At 44.7% G+C, this 18,962-nt stretch carries 15 protein-coding genes; 3 read left to right on the top strand and 12 right to left on the bottom strand.

Annotated features, from left to right (window positions below):
- Nucleotides 1-5 precede the first annotated feature (5 nt).
- The 3 genes from flhF to sixA all read right to left on the bottom strand — a co-directional run bounded on the left by flhF (nt 6) and on the right by sixA (nt 4,333).
- Nucleotides 6-1,511: a flagellar biosynthesis GTPase FlhF gene (gene flhF, locus OCU30_RS03900; protein WP_077311646.1), complete on the bottom strand. Its 1,506-nt coding sequence runs from the start codon at nt 1,509-1,511 to the stop codon at nt 6-8.
- A 30-nt stretch (nt 1,512-1,541) separates the two neighbouring features.
- On the bottom strand, nt 1,542-3,638 hold the full coding sequence (gene flhA, locus OCU30_RS03895; RefSeq protein ID WP_077311644.1) for a flagellar biosynthesis protein FlhA: 2,097 nt from the start codon (nt 3,636-3,638) through the stop codon (nt 1,542-1,544).
- Nucleotides 3,639-3,865: 227 nt separating this feature from the next.
- Complete coding sequence (gene sixA, locus OCU30_RS03890; RefSeq protein WP_077311642.1) at nt 3,866-4,333, bottom strand: phosphohistidine phosphatase SixA; 468 nt, start codon at nt 4,331-4,333, stop codon at nt 3,866-3,868.
- Between the two features lie 406 nt (nt 4,334-4,739).
- On the opposite strand from sixA, the gene OCU30_RS03885 reads away from it, so the two are divergent.
- On the top strand, nt 4,740-7,517 hold the full coding sequence (locus tag OCU30_RS03885; RefSeq protein ID WP_077311639.1) for an insulinase family protein: 2,778 nt from the start codon (nt 4,740-4,742) through the stop codon (nt 7,515-7,517).
- 6 nt (nt 7,518-7,523) lie between these two features.
- Here OCU30_RS03885 and OCU30_RS03880 read toward each other — a convergent pair whose 3' ends face one another.
- Complete coding sequence (locus OCU30_RS03880; protein WP_077311637.1) at nt 7,524-8,126, bottom strand: VOC family protein; 603 nt, start codon at nt 8,124-8,126, stop codon at nt 7,524-7,526.
- A 206-nt stretch (nt 8,127-8,332) separates the two neighbouring features.
- Between OCU30_RS03880 and argS the strand changes: the two genes are divergently transcribed.
- On the top strand, nt 8,333-10,066 hold the full coding sequence (argS, locus tag OCU30_RS03875) for an arginine--tRNA ligase (RefSeq protein WP_077311635.1): 1,734 nt from the start codon (nt 8,333-8,335) through the stop codon (nt 10,064-10,066).
- A 112-nt stretch (nt 10,067-10,178) separates the two neighbouring features.
- Nucleotides 10,179-10,613 carry an HIT family protein gene (locus tag OCU30_RS03870; RefSeq protein WP_077311633.1) on the top strand — a complete coding sequence of 145 codons (435 nt, stop codon included), beginning with the start codon at nt 10,179-10,181 and terminating at the stop codon, nt 10,611-10,613.
- Between the two features lie 60 nt (nt 10,614-10,673).
- Here the strand turns inward: OCU30_RS03870 and OCU30_RS03865 are convergent, their stop codons facing one another.
- The 8 genes from OCU30_RS03865 to odhB all read right to left on the bottom strand — a co-directional run bounded on the left by OCU30_RS03865 (nt 10,674) and on the right by odhB (nt 18,961).
- Nucleotides 10,674-10,904, bottom strand: a complete 231-nt coding sequence (locus OCU30_RS03865; protein ID WP_077311631.1) for a FeoC-like transcriptional regulator — start codon at nt 10,902-10,904, stop codon at nt 10,674-10,676.
- A complete protein-coding gene (gene feoB, locus OCU30_RS03860) occupies nt 10,901-13,174 on the bottom strand; it encodes a Fe(2+) transporter permease subunit FeoB (RefSeq protein ID WP_077311629.1) in 2,274 nt (757 codons plus the stop codon). The genes OCU30_RS03865 and feoB overlap by 4 nt, the downstream gene beginning before the upstream one ends.
- Nucleotides 13,175-13,402 carry a FeoA family protein gene (locus OCU30_RS03855; protein WP_077311899.1) on the bottom strand — a complete coding sequence of 76 codons (228 nt, stop codon included), beginning with the start codon at nt 13,400-13,402 and terminating at the stop codon, nt 13,175-13,177. It abuts the gene before it with no gap.
- Between the two features lie 500 nt (nt 13,403-13,902).
- Complete coding sequence (locus OCU30_RS03850) at nt 13,903-14,376, bottom strand: NfeD family protein (RefSeq protein WP_077311627.1); 474 nt, start codon at nt 14,374-14,376, stop codon at nt 13,903-13,905.
- A 7-nt stretch (nt 14,377-14,383) separates the two neighbouring features.
- A complete protein-coding gene (locus tag OCU30_RS03845; RefSeq protein WP_077311625.1) occupies nt 14,384-15,328 on the bottom strand; it encodes an SPFH domain-containing protein in 945 nt (314 codons plus the stop codon).
- A gap of 200 nt (nt 15,329-15,528) precedes the next feature.
- The gene (gene sucD, locus OCU30_RS03840) at nt 15,529-16,401 is read right to left on the bottom strand and encodes a succinate--CoA ligase subunit alpha (protein WP_077311622.1); all 873 of its coding nucleotides are present in this window, start codon (nt 16,399-16,401) and stop codon (nt 15,529-15,531) included.
- Complete coding sequence (gene sucC / locus OCU30_RS03835) at nt 16,401-17,567, bottom strand: ADP-forming succinate--CoA ligase subunit beta (RefSeq protein WP_077311620.1); 1,167 nt, start codon at nt 17,565-17,567, stop codon at nt 16,401-16,403. Before sucC ends, sucD begins: the two co-directional genes overlap by 1 nt.
- A 167-nt stretch (nt 17,568-17,734) precedes the next feature.
- Nucleotides 17,735-18,961, bottom strand: a complete 1,227-nt coding sequence (gene odhB / locus OCU30_RS03830) for a 2-oxoglutarate dehydrogenase complex dihydrolipoyllysine-residue succinyltransferase (RefSeq protein ID WP_077311618.1) — start codon at nt 18,959-18,961, stop codon at nt 17,735-17,737.
- Nucleotide 18,962 lies beyond the last annotated feature (1 nt).

Here is an 18,962-nt window from a genome sequence, read left to right as displayed (position 1 = left end):
GCCGCCTAGAATTTATCCACATCACTCGCCCAGTAATGAGGCTCGTTCTCTGTCGACTTTTCAAGTAATTCGTTAGCTTTGGATATCATATATTTAGGTTGGGCTATAACGATATCCTCTGGCACTCGTTGTCCATTAGCGATATACGCTACTGGTAACGCATTTTGTACCACTACACTGACAAACTCCCCTAGACTCAAGCACTCATCGAGCTTGGTCATGATGCAACCAGATAGTGGTATACGTCTAAAGTGATCGATGGTCTCTTGCAACACTTTACGTTGCGCTGTCGCAGGAAGAACCAAGTAGCTATGAATCACTTCCCCACTTTCTTGCATTAAGGTGTCCAACTGTTCTGTAAGCCGAACATCACGCTGTCCCATGCCTGCTGTATCGACTAAAACAAGGCGACGATTCCGTAGCTGATATATTACATCGGCTAACTCTTTGGAATCTTTAGCAACTTTTACAGGACAACCCATAATTCGTCCATAAATAGACAATTGCTCGTGCGCACCGATACGATAGGTATCTGTCGTCACTAGGGCTACGTTGTCAGAACCATACTCCATGGCCGCGCGTGCCGCTAATTTGGCCACTGAGGTGGTTTTACCCACCCCCGTTGGACCTAACAGCGCAACAACGCCACCACGTTTTAAAATATCTTGTTTTGATACCGGTATTTGATCGGCGACAAGTCGTAATAATGCCTTCCAAGCTTTGGGCGGCGGCGTGTCTTCGGGAATGTAACACGCTAACTGATCCGCGAGATCTAACGATAATCCCATGCGTTCTAAACGACGAATTAGCATCGCTCGCAATGGTTCGCGTCGTTCTACTTCTTGCCACATCAAACCAGAGACTTGATGTTCAAGTAAACGGCGAATAGACAGCATTTCTTCACGCATATTTTCCAGCTCTTCGCTGGTTGGTGCAGCGTCTTCTTGGCGATGACGCTCATATCGGCTTGGATCTAATCGTGAACCTGATGGCTTGGTCGTAGGTTGAGCTGCGCGCTCATCTTCAAGTGCACGAGCTAAAGAGGGAACATTGTTATCACGCCCGCCACCTGATTTCTGGCGTTGCAATAATGCCGTTAACGAATCGGCTTCTTCTGATGATTCCGTTTCATGTCCCACCTGCGTATTACTGTACTGTTGCAGCATATTAGCAAAACGCTGAGTAACCGAACGACTTGGCGATGCACTGCTTTGTAAACTGACTCGGTCTTCTTGCATTTCACGGCGTTGAGCCGCGTGCTGCTCTTGCTGACGAGACGGTTGCGTTTTTTGAACCGGTGCAGATCGCGCTGCTTGTGGCGCTGCTTGTTGTGCCGGTGCACGTTTTTGATCTTTTGTAGATGAAGAGTTATCACCATCGACAGCGGCGACAATTTCAACACCTCCCGCTACCTTTTTATTCGACATGATCACCGCATCGACCCCAAGTTCTTCTTTTACTTGGAGCAACGCGGTTTTCATGTCTCTGGCAAAAAATCGTTTTATCTTCACAGCAATAACCCATATTCAATATGAGGCGAATTAATTACCCACTGCCTGCACTATGCGAATTTGTTTCTCATCCGGGATTTCCTGATAAGAAAGTACACGTAAGTTAGGAATTGTATTTTTCACAAACTTAGCCAACGTCGATCTCAGTACGCCGGATGTCAACAATACGGCTGGTTCGCCTTTCAATTCTTGTTCTTGCGTTGCTTGAGTTAGAGATTCTTGCAAACGCTCTGCCAATCCCGGTTCGATACCCGTTGATTCTCCTCCGGAGGCTTGCATTGTTTGATGCAATATTTGTTCCAGCTCTGGGACCAACGTAATTACAGGCAGCTCCAACTCTATACCATTGATTTCCTGAACAATTAATCGTCTCAATGCAATTCTGACTGCTGCGGTTAAGATGTCAGGTTCTTGACTCTTACTCGAATACTCAGCCAGAGTTTGTACAATTGTCCGAATATCTCTGATCGGAATCGCTTCATTTAAAAGGTTTTGTAACACTTTGACGACAACTCCGAGTGGTAAGGACTCAGGCACAAACCCTTCCACCAGCTTAGGAGTATTACGCCCAAGCATTTCGAGTAGATTTTGCACTTCTTCATGACCAATCAGTTGTGAGGCATTATTGGTAAGCAATTGACTTAAATGGGTCGCTAGCACAGTCGCTGAGTCAACAACTGTGTACCCGAGGGCTTGTGCATGTTCACGCTGCTCACCACGCACCCAGACGGCTTCTAAGCCGAATGCAGGATCAACCGTTGGTTCTCCGTCCATCATCCCATAGACTTGCCCAGGGTTAATGGCCAACTCTTGTTCAGGATGAATATTAGCTTCACCAACGGCGACGCCCATTAAGGTAATACGATAACTATTTGGCGCCAACTCTAAGTTATCGCGAATATGAACAGGGGGAACCAAAAACCCAAAGTCTTGGGATAACTTTTTACGTACCCCTTTAACTCGATCGAGTAGCTCACCACCTTGGTCTTTATCGACAAGCGGGATCAACCGATACCCAACTTCCAAACCAATCATATCGACTGGTTGCACGTCGTCCCAAGACAATTCTTTTTGTCCCTGCCCTCCGTCTTCCATCGGTGCGGGAGGATTGGCGTTAATGTCATTGGCTTTGGATTGCTTGCGCTGAATCAAATACGCTGAACCGCCAGCGACCGCGGCGAGTAATAGGAAAGCAAAATGCGGCATTCCTGGCACAATCCCCATCGTGCCGAGGATGATGGCTGTAATCATTAAAGCTTTGGGGTTATCAAACAGTTGAAAAACTAACTGCTGCCCCATGTCTTCATCAGTATTTTGACGCGTGACCATAATAGCGGCGCCAATCGAAAGTAATAATGAAGGGATCTGCGCAACCAAACCATCACCAATGGTCAGTAAGGTATAGATTTGTATCGCTTCACCAAACCCTAAGCCGTATTGAATCATCCCTATGGTTAAGCCGCCAAGAATGTTAATGAACAGGATCAAGATACCGGCGATGGCATCCCCTTTAACAAACTTTGACGCACCATCCATAGAGCCATAGAAATCGGCTTCTTTGGTCACTTCACTACGACGTGTACGCGCTTGTTCTTGATCAATAAGACCAGCATTTAAATCGGCATCAATCGCCATTTGTTTACCCGGCAAAGCATCCAACGTAAAGCGAGCACTAACTTCGGAAATACGTCCAGCACCTTTGGTGACAACGACAAAGTTGATGATCATCAAGATGCAGAATACGACCAAACCGACAGCGTAGTTACCACCGATAACGACGTTACCAAACGCTTCAATCACATTACCCGCAGCGCCGCCGCCCTCATGGCCTTTTAACAGCACCACTCGAGTTGAGGCAACGTTCAATGCTAAGCGTAATAACGTAGCAATAAGCAATACAGTCGGAAAAGCTGCAAAATCTAAGGGCCGCCGCGTGTAAACGGTCACGAGTAATACAACCAACGACAACGCAATATTGAATGTGAAAAATAAATCCAATAAAAACGCTGGCATTGGCAACACGATCATACCGAGAGTTGCCAGAACCATAATCGGTGCGCCGATGGCAGGCATAGCGCGCTTCGGGATCGGTGGTAATTTGTCCGCAAAAGGAAGAGTAAATTTCATAGGCTAATCAAGCATCAAAGAAAAAACGAATGGGCGCTAAACGCGCAATCTTGGAGTGGATGCAAAAATTAGTCCATGTTCAAAGTCAATTTTCCGACACTCAACGCCCCCTTAGACCCTAAGCATATCGTGTTGTCGACATGAACTGCTTAAAGAAAGAGACTCTCGATGCTACAGCGTCGTTATTATGACTTTACAACATAAAACATCGGTCGTTTTACGACCAGCTATGGCCTAACCGACCACAATACCTCTCCACGACGTGCGATAACATCGTACTCAATACAGTAGAGTGTAGACGGAGTAAACATAGGCGCAGGAATATCGGCCACACATTCAGCAACCAAATATCCAACCAAAGGAAGGTGCGAGACAACCATCACAGAGTCAAGGTTTTGGTGTTCGGTCATTGCCAATATATATTCCAAGACATCATCAGCTTGACCGTAAGGGGTAATATCTTCACACACTTGAACATCTTTGGCGAAGCAGCTGTTTTCGATCTGCTGCCAAGTTTGTTGTGCTCGTAAGTAAGGACTCACTAAAACTTTATCAATGGTCAGCGCACCATACTGCGCTTGGCATGTTTTAGCCACTGCAACGCTATCACTTTGACCTCTTGCGGTTAGCGGGCGTTCGGCATCACTGGATGCACATGCATCAGCTTCACCATGACGCATAATAAATATTTTCATTATCTTTACCTACTTTCCAGTCTTAAATCTTGAGATACAGAGTATTAATACTCTCTAATTCGATAAAAAGCGCCGCATGGTAACCGCTTTACTACCCTATTAGCAAACGTCTTGTTTGCAATTTTCTAAAGTGCCTACGCCATCGACTCGCCGGATAATGTACTCGCTATAAGGGTTGTGTTCTATCGTCGTTATCGCACTCTCAGTTAAATGGTCATGAGCAACAATATCAGTGTACGATTATAGCAAGCTCACTCACTGAGTATTCGACACTGTTAACACTCTATCAAATACTCCTGTAACCAGCTAAAATAGAAAGCCAGTCCGCAAAACGATGCTTCTGTCTTTGCGCTCAATGATTTCAAAGCCATACTTAACCTCAACCCCCACATTTCGGAGAGTCCGCGTGCACGTAAGTCCCAATGACAACAATCTCTATCAACACCTCACTCTTGCAAACGGGTTGAGAGTACTCTTGATTCAGAGTGAAGACGCGCAGAAATCAGCGGCTTCCCTTGCCGTAAATGTCGGACATTTTGACGATCCTGAACACCGTGAGGGGCTCGCTCATTATCTCGAACATATGCTGTTTTTAGGGACCGAAAAATATCCTAAAGCCGGTGAGTTCCAAAACTATATTAGCCAGCATGGTGGCAGTAATAATGCATGGACAGGCACCGAGCACACATGTTTCTTTTTTGATGTCTATGCGAACGCGTTCGAAAACGCTTTAGCTCGTTTTAGTCAATTCTTTATTGCGCCTTTATTTAATGCAGACTCATTAGAAAAAGAACGTCAAGCCGTCGACTCAGAATACAAAATGAAGCTGAACGATGATGCGAGACGTTTATATCAAGTGCAGAAAGAAACGATTAACCCCGCACACCCTTTCGCTAAGTTTTCAGTCGGCAATCAGGCAACACTTTGCGACCGTGATAATGCCACTATCCGTGACGAGATCATTGCGTTTCATCATACTCACTATTCCGCTGACCTGATGACCCTAACCCTAATTAGCCCAGAACCACTCGCTACGTTAGCGGCCTGGGCACAAAGGTATTTTTCGACGATCGACAATAAACAACTGGCTCCCAAGTTGTTGCATACTCCGTTTGTTACTTCAGAGCATACGGCTAAGATGATTTATGTCGAACCCATCAAAGATATGCGTAAACTCATTATGAGTTTTCCGATCCTTGGTCATGAACCTCATTACCAAATTAAGCCATTATCATACTTTGCACATCTGCTGGGTTACGAAGGTGCGGGAAGCCTAATGCAGTGTTTACGAGATAAAGATTGGATTACATCTTTATCAGCCGGTGGCGGTAATAGTGGTAATAATTATCGTGAGTTTTCGGTCAGTTGCTCATTGACTGAAACAGGCATAGAGCATGTGGATGAAATCATTGAAATGGTTTTTTACGCCATTGAGACGATTGCGAAAGATGGCCTAGATAAATGGCGTTATGCCGAAAAACAAGCAGTCCTTGAGTCAGCGTTTCGTTTTCAAGAAATGGCTCGTCCTATCGATTTAGCCAGTCATCTTTCGATGAACTTACAACGCTACATGCCCGAGGACACCATTTATGGTGACTACATGATGCGTGAATACGATGAAGCTCTATTACGCGAGCAGCTCACGCATTTTACTCCTGACAATCTTAGAGTTACTTTAGTCGCCAAAAACCTGTCCTACACGCAAGAAGCAAAATGGTACTTTACGCCCTATGAGATACAATCGTTCAGTAAAGAACAAATTGCTCAGTGGCAACAACCACGTACCATCAAAGCGTTCGAATTGCCGCCCAAAAATCCGTTCATCTGTTACGATTTACAAGCCAAGCCACTATTAAATCATCAAACAGAACCTGAAATCGCCGGAGAGTCACCGGGGTTTCGTCTATGGCATATGCAAGACCAAACCTTCCCTGTCCCTAAGGGAGTGTTGTATATCGCGATTGATAGCCCCCATGCGGTAGCCAATGCTCGTAATATCGTCATGACACGCTTATGTGTCGAGATGTTCTTAGACTCGCTAGCAGAAGAAACATACCAAGCCGAAATTGCAGGAATGGGGTATAACTTATATGCCCACCAAGGTGGGGTTACCTTATCCATTTCTGGATTCAGTGAAAAGCAGCCACAATTGCTGGCTATGATCATTAACAAATTTTCCGAACGTCATTTTAGTGACGCACGTTTTTCTAGCGTCAAAAATCAGTTAAGCCGCAGTTGGAGTAATGCGTCACAAGATCGCCCTATCGCGCAGCTTTTCAATGCGATGACGGGGTTATTGCAACCTAACAACCCGTCTTATCAGCATTTATTGGAAGCACTTGAAACCATAGACGTGACTGAGCTGAGTGATTTTGTCGAAAAAGTGTTAGCGCAATTGCATGTAGAAATGTTTGTTTATGGCGATTGGTTACGTGACGAAGCATTGGCATTGGGGGAACAGCTAAAAGATGCGCTACGAGTAAAAGATCAAGAATATGAAGAATCCTTACGCCCTCTCGTCATGCTGGGCAATAATGGCTCATTTAATTATGAGGTATCTTGTGATCAAGAAGACTCGGCGATTTTGGTGTACTACCAATCAGAAACAATGGATGCCAAAAGCATTGCGTTATATTCACTCGCAAACCATCTTATGTCAGCGGCGTTTTTCAATGAAATTCGTACGAAGCAACAATTAGGCTACATGGTTGGTACAGGGAATATGCCGTTAAATCGTCATCCCGGCATTGTGTTATATGTGCAATCGCCGAATGCAGCACCGATCGATCTGATCGATGCCGTCGATGAATTTTTAAACGCTTTATATATGGTGCTGCTGGAGCTCAATGATTATCAATGGCATAGCAGTAAACGCGGTTTATGGAATCAAATTTCCAGCCCGGACCAGACACTACGCTCACGCGCACAGCGCTTTTGGGTTGCAATTGGTAATAAAGATTGGTCATTCCACCAGCGTGAAACCGTACTCCAAGAGCTCAAGCAACTCAGCCGTAGCGATATGATTCGCTTTGTGGTTAACGAGCTAAAACCACGCACGGCAAACCGCTTAGTCATGCATACTAAAGGGAATGTTCACCAAGATATACCGCCGTTAGAAGATGGTCACGAAGTTGGCTCAATAGAAGCCTTCCAACTACGACCTAAAGCCTACGATATCGGCTAGTGATGGTTATTCCCCGCAACGCTCAGACTCAATAACGTGTTTGAGTGAATGCGGGTGAATTTTTAGCGTCACGCCTTGCCACTTTAAAGCCACAGTTGGATTAGACAGCCGCTCGCCATCGCCTTTAGGGCTCGACAATTTCACTTGAATACCTAATTGCGTTAGCGTCGGCCAGACTTGTGCCATTTTGGGATGTTGCATTAATAATGACTCAAGATACTCCTGCGCCGTATTTCCTTCGCCCGCCATCACAACTTCAATGTGCTCCCAACTTTGCTGAGGATACCTTTTACCTGATACGGGGTATGGTAACTCTAAACACTCAATACTCCACCCCTCCACGATTAATGGACGGTAAAATTCAAAAACAACAATCGGCCGACCGTTAATCTGTGCCGCGGAAATTTCTTGACCATAAGCTTGCCAAGCATGATGAGCCAAGCGCGCCAATTCATCGTCATTCACTCTTAGAGCAATATGGTCAATTTTGGCATTATGAATATCTAATTGCGCAAGCTGGGCTAATTGTTTTATTTTCTCCATAAAGGTTTCGAGATTGGCGAGCATTTGTTGAGGATGTAACTGGGCTTGCGATAAGAGATCCGACATTGTGAATTATCCAAAGGTCTGTTTTTCAATAGATACTATCAATAATGACACTAAAAGTGGAAGTTTAGGGAAATTACGTACTATAAGACCGCAAATAAAATTGCTATTATGTGCATCAATTGATGAACAAAATTGAGATATGCATCCACTTTTGCAAGTGTTGAATAAGCATACCCAGCCAATTCCGAGAATTGAAGGACAAACGAGTGAATATCCAAGCACTGATTAATGAAAAAGTTTCTCTGGCTCTTGAAGCCGCTGGCGCACCTGCAGGAACTCCTGCGGCTGTCCGCCAATCAGCAAAACCACAATTTGGTGATTACCAAGCCAATGGCGTAATGGGCGCAGCGAAAAAACTGGGCACTAACCCGCGTGAATTTGCACAGAAAGTCTTGGATGTGTTGGATCTTGATGGCATCGCAAGTAAAACAGAAATCGCTGGTCCTGGTTTCATCAACATCTTTTTGAGCAACGAATTTTTAGCTCAATCCGTTGAATCTTCACTGGCTGATGAACGTCTAGGCGTTGCTAAGGAAGAACCACAAACGATCGTTGCCGATTACTCAGCGCCGAATGTGGCGAAAGAAATGCACGTTGGGCACTTACGCTCAACCATCATTGGCGATGCAGTTGTACGTACACTTGAATTTCTAGGGCACAACGTTGTGCGCGCTAACCACATTGGTGATTGGGGAACGCAATTCGGTATGCTGATTGCAAACTTAGAGCGCGTTCAACAAGAATCTGGCAACGAAGTGTCAATGGAGTTAGCCGATCTTGAAAACTTCTATCGTGAATCAAAAAAACTGTACGATGAAGACGAAGAGTTCGCATTAAAAGCGCGTGCGTACGTGGTGAAGCTGCAAGGCGGCGATCAATACTGTTTGGATATGTGGAAAAAACTGGTTGATGTGACCATGATTCAAAACCAACGTAACTACGATCGCCTAAACGTCTCATTAAGCCGTGATAACGTCATGGGTGAAAGCATGTACAACAACATGCTTTCTGACATTGTTGCTGATCTTAAAGAACAAGGATTGGCTCAAGAAAGTGACGGCGCACAAGTGGTTTACTTGGACGAATACAAGAATAAAGATGGCGACCCAATGGGTGTTATTGTGCAAAAGCGTGACGGTGGCTTTTTATATACCACCACCGATATTGCTTGTGCAAAATACCGTTATGAAACCCTAAACGCGGATCGTGTCTTGTACTTTATCGATTCACGTCAACATCAACATCTACAGCAAGCGTGGACCATAGTACGTAAAGCGGGATACGTTCCAGAGAGTGTCAGCCTTGAACATCACGCGTTTGGTATGATGTTAGGTAAAGATGGGCGTCCATTTAAGACTCGTGCTGGTGGCACTGTTCGGTTAGCGGAATTGCTTGATGAAGCTTCACAACGCGCTCAAACTTTGATTGCATCAAAGAACTCTGATTGGAGCGCAGAAGAGCAAAGCAATATTGCGGAAACAGTTGCAATGGCGGCGGTAAAATATGCCGATCTTTCTAAACACCGCACGACCGACTATGTGTTCGATTGGGATAATATGTTGGCATTTGAAGGCAACACTGCCCCTTATATGCAGTATGCCTACACGCGTGTCGCTTCTATCTTCTCTAAAGCTGGGGTATCGATGGATAACCTGAGTGGTCAAATTCAATTGATTGAAGAGAAAGAAAAAACACTCGCAGCAAAATTATTGCAATTCGAAGAAGCCGTACAATCCGTAGCACGTGAAGGTCAACCACATATTCTATGTAGCTACTTGTTTGAGCTTGCAGGTCTATTCTCTGGCTTCTACGAAGCCTGTAATATTTTAAGTGCAGAAGAGAGCGTAAAACAAAGCCGTTTACGTCTTGCTGCGCTCACGGCTAAAACGATCAAGCAAGGTTTGAACCTAATGGGTATCAATACCTTGGAACGTATGTAAGTTTTCTTACTCGTCAGGCTGTCAATCAGTCTACACTGAATAAAAGGTTGGCATTAGCCAACCTTTTTTGTTATTTCTGCCATGATTAATTGCAATATTTAAGGATAAGACTGTGAGTTTTACTCTTCACCCCCAGCTAGCAAAAGATACGGATATCATTGGTCATTTCCCTTTATGTATCGCCCTACTTCATAAAGATAATGCCGTGCCATGGGTTATTTTGGTCCCTAAGAAACCACAATTGCGCGAGCTACATCATTTACCAATGGCTGAACAGCAAGCTTTTTTATTGGAATCACAAGTGGTCAGCGAAGCGCTAGAATCTGAATTCCATCCGGCGAAGATCAACTTAGGTGCGCTCGGTAATATGGTGCCGCAACTCCACATTCATCATATCGCTCGTTTCGAAACCGATGTGGCCTGGCCGGGACCTGTATGGGGAAATACCCCCGGTGACTGGCGCACCGCCGAGCAGCAGAGCGCAATGCTGACTCAGCTACGCCAAGCATTGAGTCACTCTGATTTATTTCGGACGCTCTTGGCATAAGTGTAAACAATAACGCCCAGCACTGGCTGGGCGTTATATATACCAGAGCGACGAATCCACTTACATGGTTACATGCACCGAAAGACCATCGCTGGCATTCATACCATAGCGTACTCGCACAACACAGTCAGCTGCATTGGTATCTTCATAACGCGAGAGCACGCCTTTTTTTATCCATACCGCTAACATTGCATCGACACCATCTTCACTCATGGCAAATGCCTTGGCTAAATCACGCCTTGAACACCCAGCATGAGCTTCAATGTAACGCTTTAGTTCAAAAAGAATCATGCCACACTGACCTTAATCGATTGAAGTATCTGCGTTTTTCGGCGTAAGTAAAAAAACAAAACTCCCACCGTCACAAGTATACTGACCGTCCATATTCCCGCTTCTACTGGTTGAACACCAAATTGCGACCACTGATAAAATAAGGTCGCGCCTCCGTAGCCTATTCCTAGCGTCCATGCAGCAATCAATCCAGCAAACCGCCCGCCAAACTCACGAACGTAAGCTCCCATGGCCGCAACACATGGCGTGTACAATAGAATCATAATAAGGTAAGCGAACGCTGCATAGCCGCTACTAAAGTTTAAATTCAAGTTAGTAAAAATACTGCTATCGACGTCTTGCTCTTGTGCGACTGCCTGAGTATTCGTCAAATCCCCCACCTCAATTCCCATTGGGTCACTAAAGTTAAGGCCAGCTAAGTTCTCAGGAATGGATAAAACCGCGTCTTGTAAACTGCCCCACAGATCATAATCACTGGTCCCTTTATCTTGTGAGGTGTACAAATTATTCAAGGTACCCACCACCGCTTCTTTGGCAAAAATACCGGTAATGATTCCAACTGTCGCCGCCCAATTGTCCGCTTCGATCCCCATAGGCTCAAATACTGGCGTCACGACCTGTGCCGCTTTAGATAATAACGAGTCGGCCGTGTCTTGATGACCAAATGTCCCATCGAGACCAACCGAATTGAGAAAACTCAAAATGGTGACAACCAATACAATAGTTTTCCCAGCGCCTAACACGAATCGTTTCAATTTTTGCCAAGTTTTAATGACAACATTACGCAAGGTTGGAACCTCGTAATCCGGCATTTCCATAATCAGTGAATCACTCGACCCTGGATATAACGTATGTTTAAAAAACAAGCCGGTAAACACAGCCGCAACAATCCCTAGAAGGTATAAAGCAAAAACAATATTCTGCCCGTTATCAGGAAAAAACGCCGCAGCAAAGAGTGCATATACGGGTAAACGTGCACCACAAGACATGAATGGAACCATGGTTGCCGACAGTTTACGCTCACGTTCTTGATCTAAAGTTCGCGTTGCCATGATCGCTGGAACATTACAACCAAAGCCCAATACAAGTGGGACAAATGCCTTACCAGGTAAACCAATTTTTTGCATAATTTTGTCTAGTACAAAGGCCGCGCGTGACATATACCCTGAGCTTTCTAAGACCGCAAGAAATAAGTACAAGCAAGAAATTACCGGTATAAAGGTGGCAACCGTTTGAATCCCTCCGCCTAATCCATCGGCAATAAGTGTGACCAACCAAGAAGGTAAGTGGGAGTCGAGCAGATAATGCCCACCATCAACCAATACGGCACCAAAACTGATGTCAAAAAAGTCGATAAAAGCGCTACCAATATTGATAGAAAACATAAACATGGTGTACATGACAAGGAAGAAAAATGGGATGCCTACCCACTGATTTAATATAATACGATCCAGTTTGTTCGTCATCGTATGACTTAACTTACCCTCATTTCGCCGTACGGTTTGGCAGAATTCATGCAGCAATGTGTATTTTGTATCAGCAATATGCAAATCAATATCGAGCGAACACTGCTGCCTTTTCTGTGTGATGAACGCTTGCACATCCTTCGGCAGTGAATCAACCATCAAGCGGTCATTTTCCAAAACTCGGATCGCCATTGCACGCGGCGCAATATGATCGCTGGGTTGTATGACCGAGGTGAGATCACCAATCACTCCTTCAAATTCATCGCTATATTGAATATGCAGTGGCTGCAGAGTCAAACCCTGCTTTAACTGCTCGTTCAAGATGGTTTTTAATTGACGCACATCAGCGGTACTATTCGCACTTAATGACAGAACTGGGCAGCCTAAAAGTTTCGCTAAGGCGGTTTCATCAATGGTTTGCCGTGAGCGCTTCAATGCATCCATTTTATTGAGAATAACCACCATTGGACGTCCCAACTCACGCAGCTGCGCCGTCATATATAAGCTGCGCTCTAAACACGTGGCATCAACGACATTGATAATAAGATCCGCTGAATGAGTCAAGACTGCCTGCGAGGCAATCGCTTCATCAAGGCTGTTCGCGTCATTGCCACTGTCTAAAGCATAGATCCCCGGCAAATCGGTTAAATGAATCGTGTGATCGTCGAATTGATAATGTCCGGTTTTCTTTTCAACCGTCACTCCCGCCCAGTTCCCCACTTGCTGACGAGCCCCAGTTAACCCATTGAATAAAGTCGTCTTGCCGCTATTGGGGTTGCCCACAGTTAATAGTTGATATTGCATTTAGCGTATCTCCACTTGAATAGCGCGAGCAATACTCGAACGTAATGCGATAGAAACACCACGCACATCGACTTGCAAAGGATCACCGAGTGGCGCACGACGTACCAGCATTATCGCCGTATTCGGTAAAATACCCATAATCATCAGCTTTTTGCGAGTTTCATTCGATAGTTCGTCGAAGCCGGAAATGACAGCATCCTGCCCTATTTCAAGTTCACTTAATTTCATTGCCATTGTATGTCACTTAATAAGAGTCTAAATGAGAAATATTTGCATTCAGCGTGCTGAGTTTAACAAGTTATTTCACCGACCTTTTGAGTTACATCAAAAAACACTCGATTTTTATGCGTAATCTACCACTCTAAGCTCACTCAGCTTAGAGTGGTGCTAACTTCAGAGGATAAATACGGAGCTCATAGAAGAGAGAGAGGAGAAGAGAAACACAAAGCAAAGCAGATGATAAGAACCAATGGGCTAACTAAGAATAACCAATAACTAAGGTTCAGCAGCCAGTGGTAATCCTTCAAAGATCTAGCTTGGTCGGCAATCGCCTCGCTGGCTTTAGAATTCAACACCACCGACTCGAATGTATCTTCTGTTATCTCACGTATAGTTTCGACGCCCTTGCTCATTTCATTGGCGGCTTAATACGCCATCTTCGCGGCAATTTTTCATCAATATGAAAAATTTACATAAAAAAAGAGAGCCATCTGACTCTCTTTGCTGAACTATGATTCTTGTGAAGCCTCTTCATCCAGAGGTTCTACCCACATAATACCGACGTCTGTTTTAACTACCTTTACCCATTGACCTTTTGGCAAAGGTGTCTGACTGCGTACATACCAACGAATACCAGAATATTGGTGAAATACATCGTCACTGTGCGGTGTTGTATCACCCGGCAATTGAAACGACACCTGAGCAAAATCCGATGGCTGCGAAGGTTTTTCCGTGTGGTTTTGTATCTGCCGTAATGGCTTCCACAGCAACAATGCCGCCGCAATGGTCAGTAACGATACAGACCAAACAGCATGGGTAATATCAACCGCTTGCCAACCCAGCTGCATGCTGATTCCTGTGAGCAAAAAACCAACGCCAAGAAAAAATAATAATAATGTGGTAAATCCAAACACAGTAATTTCTAAAATCAATGCAAGGATACCAAGCGCTATTAATATTTGTGGCAAATAAGCAAGCAACACGTGGGCTTTATCCTTTCGTATTCAGTTTGTTAATAATAGACATGCCTTGCGCCACTAACGAACTGGCATCCATGCTGCTTTCAGGCAGCATCACAATGGAAGACTCTTTTGCAATCGCTTGTTTTGCTTCAATCGCTTTGGTCGCCAAATCTAACTGAATCGCTTTTTGGCCTTTTTCTGTATCGGCGGACTCACCTACGGTACGAATCGCCTCGGCTTGTGCCTGTGCAACCGCCAAAATGGCTTTCGCTTCACCTTCTGCTCTAAGTATCTGCTCTGCTTTATCGGCTTCTGCAGAGAGTACTTGCGCACGCTGCTTACCTTCTGCAACATTGATAGCGGCTTGACGATCCCCTTCCGATTCTAAAATTTGAGCACGCTTAACACGTTCCGCTTTCATTTGCGCTTCCATCGATTCCATAATCGATTGCGGCGGCACAATATCTTTAATTTCATAACGTAAAACCTGAATGCCCCAAGGTTCTGCCGCTTGATTAATAGATGACACGATATTGGTATTCAAAACATCGCGCTCTTCAAAGGTTTTATCTAACTCAATCTTACCCAGTTCTGAACGCATCGTCGTTTGCGCCAATTGCGTTACCGCGAACGCATAATCATCAACACCATACGTTGCTTTATAAGAATCGAGAACTCGATAATACAAAACACCATCTACCACTAAAGAAATATTATCGCGGGTAATCGCTGACTGTGAAGGCACATCTTGTGCTTGTTCTTTAAGGCTTTGTACAGCCGCCACATGATCAATGAACGGAATAATAAAGTTTAAACCCGCTAATTTAGTTGCTTGATATTTACCGAAGCGTTCAACAATCCATGATTGGTTTTGTGGAACAAATTTAATACCGCTTTTCAATAACGCGATGATTAAAATCAGCGCCACAATTGGCACAATATTATTGAAAATGATAGGAAGGAGCATATCCATTATTAGTTAGCCTTGTACGTGTTAGTAACAATTATAATATAGTTTTTAATCCTGCTTTTTGTTAGATAAAACAGGGCCTGTTAATTCTATACTAGGGATGCCACTCGCTGATGACTATTCGTTGATTTTATGATGTTGCTCGAAGATATAAAAAAACCCAAGCCAAAGCTTGGGTTTTTACTATTTGCTGACAACTAACGTTACCAGCCAGTAACAGTGCGTAGTGCTGAGCCAATTTCTGCTAAACTTTTCACTGTTTTAACCCCTGCTGACTCAAGTGCTGCAAATTTTTCATCTGCCGTACCCTTACCACCAGAGATAATAGCCCCGGCATGGCCCATACGTTTACCTGGAGGCGCAGTCACACCAGCGATATAAGAAACCACAGGTTTAGACACATGTTCTTTAATAAACGCTGCCGCTTCTTCTTCCGCAGTACCACCGATTTCACCAATCATCACGATCGCTTCGGTTTCTGGATCATCTTCAAACAAGCGCAGTACGTCGATAAAGTTGGAGCCTGGAATAGGATCGCCACCAATACCAACACAGGTTGATTGTCCAAAGCCTTCATCCGTGGTTTGTTTAACCGCTTCATAAGTTAATGTCCCTGAGCGAGAAACAATACCGACTTTACCTTTGCGGTGAATGTGACCGGGCATGATGCCAATTTTACATTCATCTGGTGTTATAACGCCTGGACAGTTTGGACCTATCATACGTACGCCAGCGGCATCAAGACGGACTTTAACCTCCAACATATCTAACGTTGGAATGCCTTCAGTGATTGTGACAATCAGTTGAATGCCCGCATCGATGGCTTCTAAAATCGCATCTTTACAAAACGGCGCTGGGACATAAATAACTGACGCGGTTGCACCTGTGGCTTCGACGGCATCACGTACTGTATTGAATACAGGAAGACCTAAGTGAGTGCTACCGCCTTTACCAGGGGAAACACCGCCCACAAGCTGAGTACCATAATCTAACGCTTGTTCTGAGTGAAATGTGCCTTGTCCACCAGTGAATCCCTGACAGATAACTTTGGTGTCTTTATTGATAAGAATGGACATTATTTACCCTCCGCAGCTGCTACAACTTTTTGGGCAGCTTCAGCTAACGATGTTGCCGCAATGATATTGAGACCACTTTCTGCCAGTTTTTTCGCGCCTAATTCAGCATTGTTGCCTTCAAGACGAACCACTACAGGGATTTTAACCCCGACTTCTTCAACGGCACCGATAATTCCGTCAGCGATGAGGTCACAACGTACAATACCACCGAAAATATTGACAAATACGGCTTTAACATTGCTATCTGACAAAATAATTTTAAATGCTTCGGTCACTCGCTCTTTGGTTGCGCCGCCACCAACATCTAAGAAGTTAGCTGGTTGCCCGCCATGTAGATTAACAATGTCCATCGTACCCATTGCTAGACCCGCACCATTGACCATACAACCAATGTTACCGTCTAAAGCAACGTAATTTAACTCCCACTTCGCCGCATGGGCTTCGCGTTCATCTTCTTGAGAGCCATCGTGCATATCACGCAGCTTTGGCTGACGATAAAGCGCATTAGAATCGATATTAATTTTACCGTCCAAACACACTAAATTTCCTTCGCCTGTTACGATTAGTGGGTTAATTTCAAGCAATGCCAAATCGTATTGAGTGAACATAGTGCCAAGGCCTAAGAAAATCTTAGTAAATTGCTTAATTTGATCGCCTTTCAAGCCCAGTTTGAAGGCTAATTCACGACCTTGATAGGCCTGAGGACCAACAAGCGGATCAATCGCCGCTTTATGAATCAGCTCAGGTGTTTCTTCCGCGACTTTTTCAATTTCTACCCCGCCTTCAGTTGATGCCATGAACACAACACGTTGTGTGGCACGGTCAACGACGGCTCCTAGGTACAATTCGTTTTCAATATTAGATGCCGCTTCAACCAAAATTTTTGACACAGGCTGACCGTTAGCATCTGTTTGATACGTCACTAGATTCTTACCTAGCCATTTTTGCGCGAATTCACGAATGCCTTCTTTAGTTTCATGTAGCTCAACACCACCGGCTTTACCGCGACCACCCGCATGTACCTGACATTTCACGACCCATTTATCGCCGCCAATTTTACCCGGTGCTTCTGCCGCTTCCTGTGGTGTGTCACACGCATACCCATCAGGTACAGGCAATCCGAATTCTGCAAACAGCTGTTTGGCTTGATATTCATGCAAATTCATTATGTTGTTCCGTCTGTTTGATTTTTATCCATAGAGCCTGAGGTTCAGGACTTCACGTCTTGTCGGGAGACTCAAGTAATCGCCATCATATGTGGCGGATCCGAGCCAGAGAGTACAATACCTAGCTCGGTATGATGTCGCCTGTTAAACAGGCGACATCACCACGATTATACATCCAGTAATAATCGAGCTGGATCTTCAAGTAGTTCTTTGATTGTCACCAAGAAACCAACTGACTCACGACCATCAATGAGACGGTGATCGTAAGACAGTGCTAGGTACATCATTGGCAATATTTCAATTTGTCCGTCAACGACCATCGCACGATCTTGAATCTTATGCATACCCAAAATTGCCGCTTGTGGCGGGTTAATGATTGGCGTCGACATCAGTGAACCAAACACACCACCATTGGTGATCGTAAAGTTACCGCCTGTCAATTCATCAACGGTCAGTTTGCCGTCACGTCCTTTAATCGCGAGCTCTTTAACGCCTTTCTCAATATTTGCGACACTTAATGTATCAGTATCTTTAAGAACCGGTGTGACCAAGCCACGTGGCGTTGAGACAGCAATGCTGATATCAAAATAGTTGTGATACACAATATCATCGCCATCCAATGATGCATTCACTTGTGGGTAACGTTTTAAGGCTTCAGTCACAGCTTTAATATAGAAAGACATAAAACCGAGACGAATATCATGTTTCTTCTCAAAAACATCTTTGTACTGTTTACGTAAGTCCATGATTGGTTTCATGTTCACTTCGTTAAACGTTGTCAACATTGCCGTATTATTTTTCGCTTCAAGTAAACGCTCAGCCACTCGTTTACGTAAGCGCGTCATTGGCACACGTTTTTCGCTGCGCCCTGGCTTCACTTCCGTGACTTCAACCTGTTCAGATTGCGCAGCTGAGGCACTACTTTTCTCTGTTGAAGTCCCTTTCGCTAAATGTGCTTCAACATCTTCACGAGTAATACGGCCGCCAACGCCAGTGCCTTTTACATCACCGGCTTCGAGGTTATGCTCACCCAATAGGCGGCGTACAGCAGGGCTTAACCAATCGTTAGATTCATCCGATAGTGACGCTTTATGACGGCGATCAGGAGAAGGCTCACTGTTATCGGCTTTGTCTTTGGTTGGTTCACCAGCAACAGCACCGACTTTTAACTTAGCGATTACTTGCTTACCTAAAACCGTTGCACCTTCATCTTCAATGATCGATTCCAACACGCCATCATCTGGCGCAGGGACTTCAAGAACAACTTTATCGGTTTCAATATCAACAATAACTTCGTCGCGAGTGACAGCATCACCTGGCTTTTTATGCCAAGTTGCGACCATCGCATCAGCGACGGATTCAGGTAAATCTGGAACCAGAATTTCAATGGTCATA

It is taken from the genome of Vibrio palustris, assembly GCF_024346995.1.
Classification (GTDB): Bacteria; Pseudomonadota; Gammaproteobacteria; order Enterobacterales; family Vibrionaceae; genus Vibrio; species Vibrio palustris.
The sequence above is the reverse complement of the archived record's forward strand: the minus strand, read 5'-3'. Positions and strand labels throughout refer to the sequence as shown.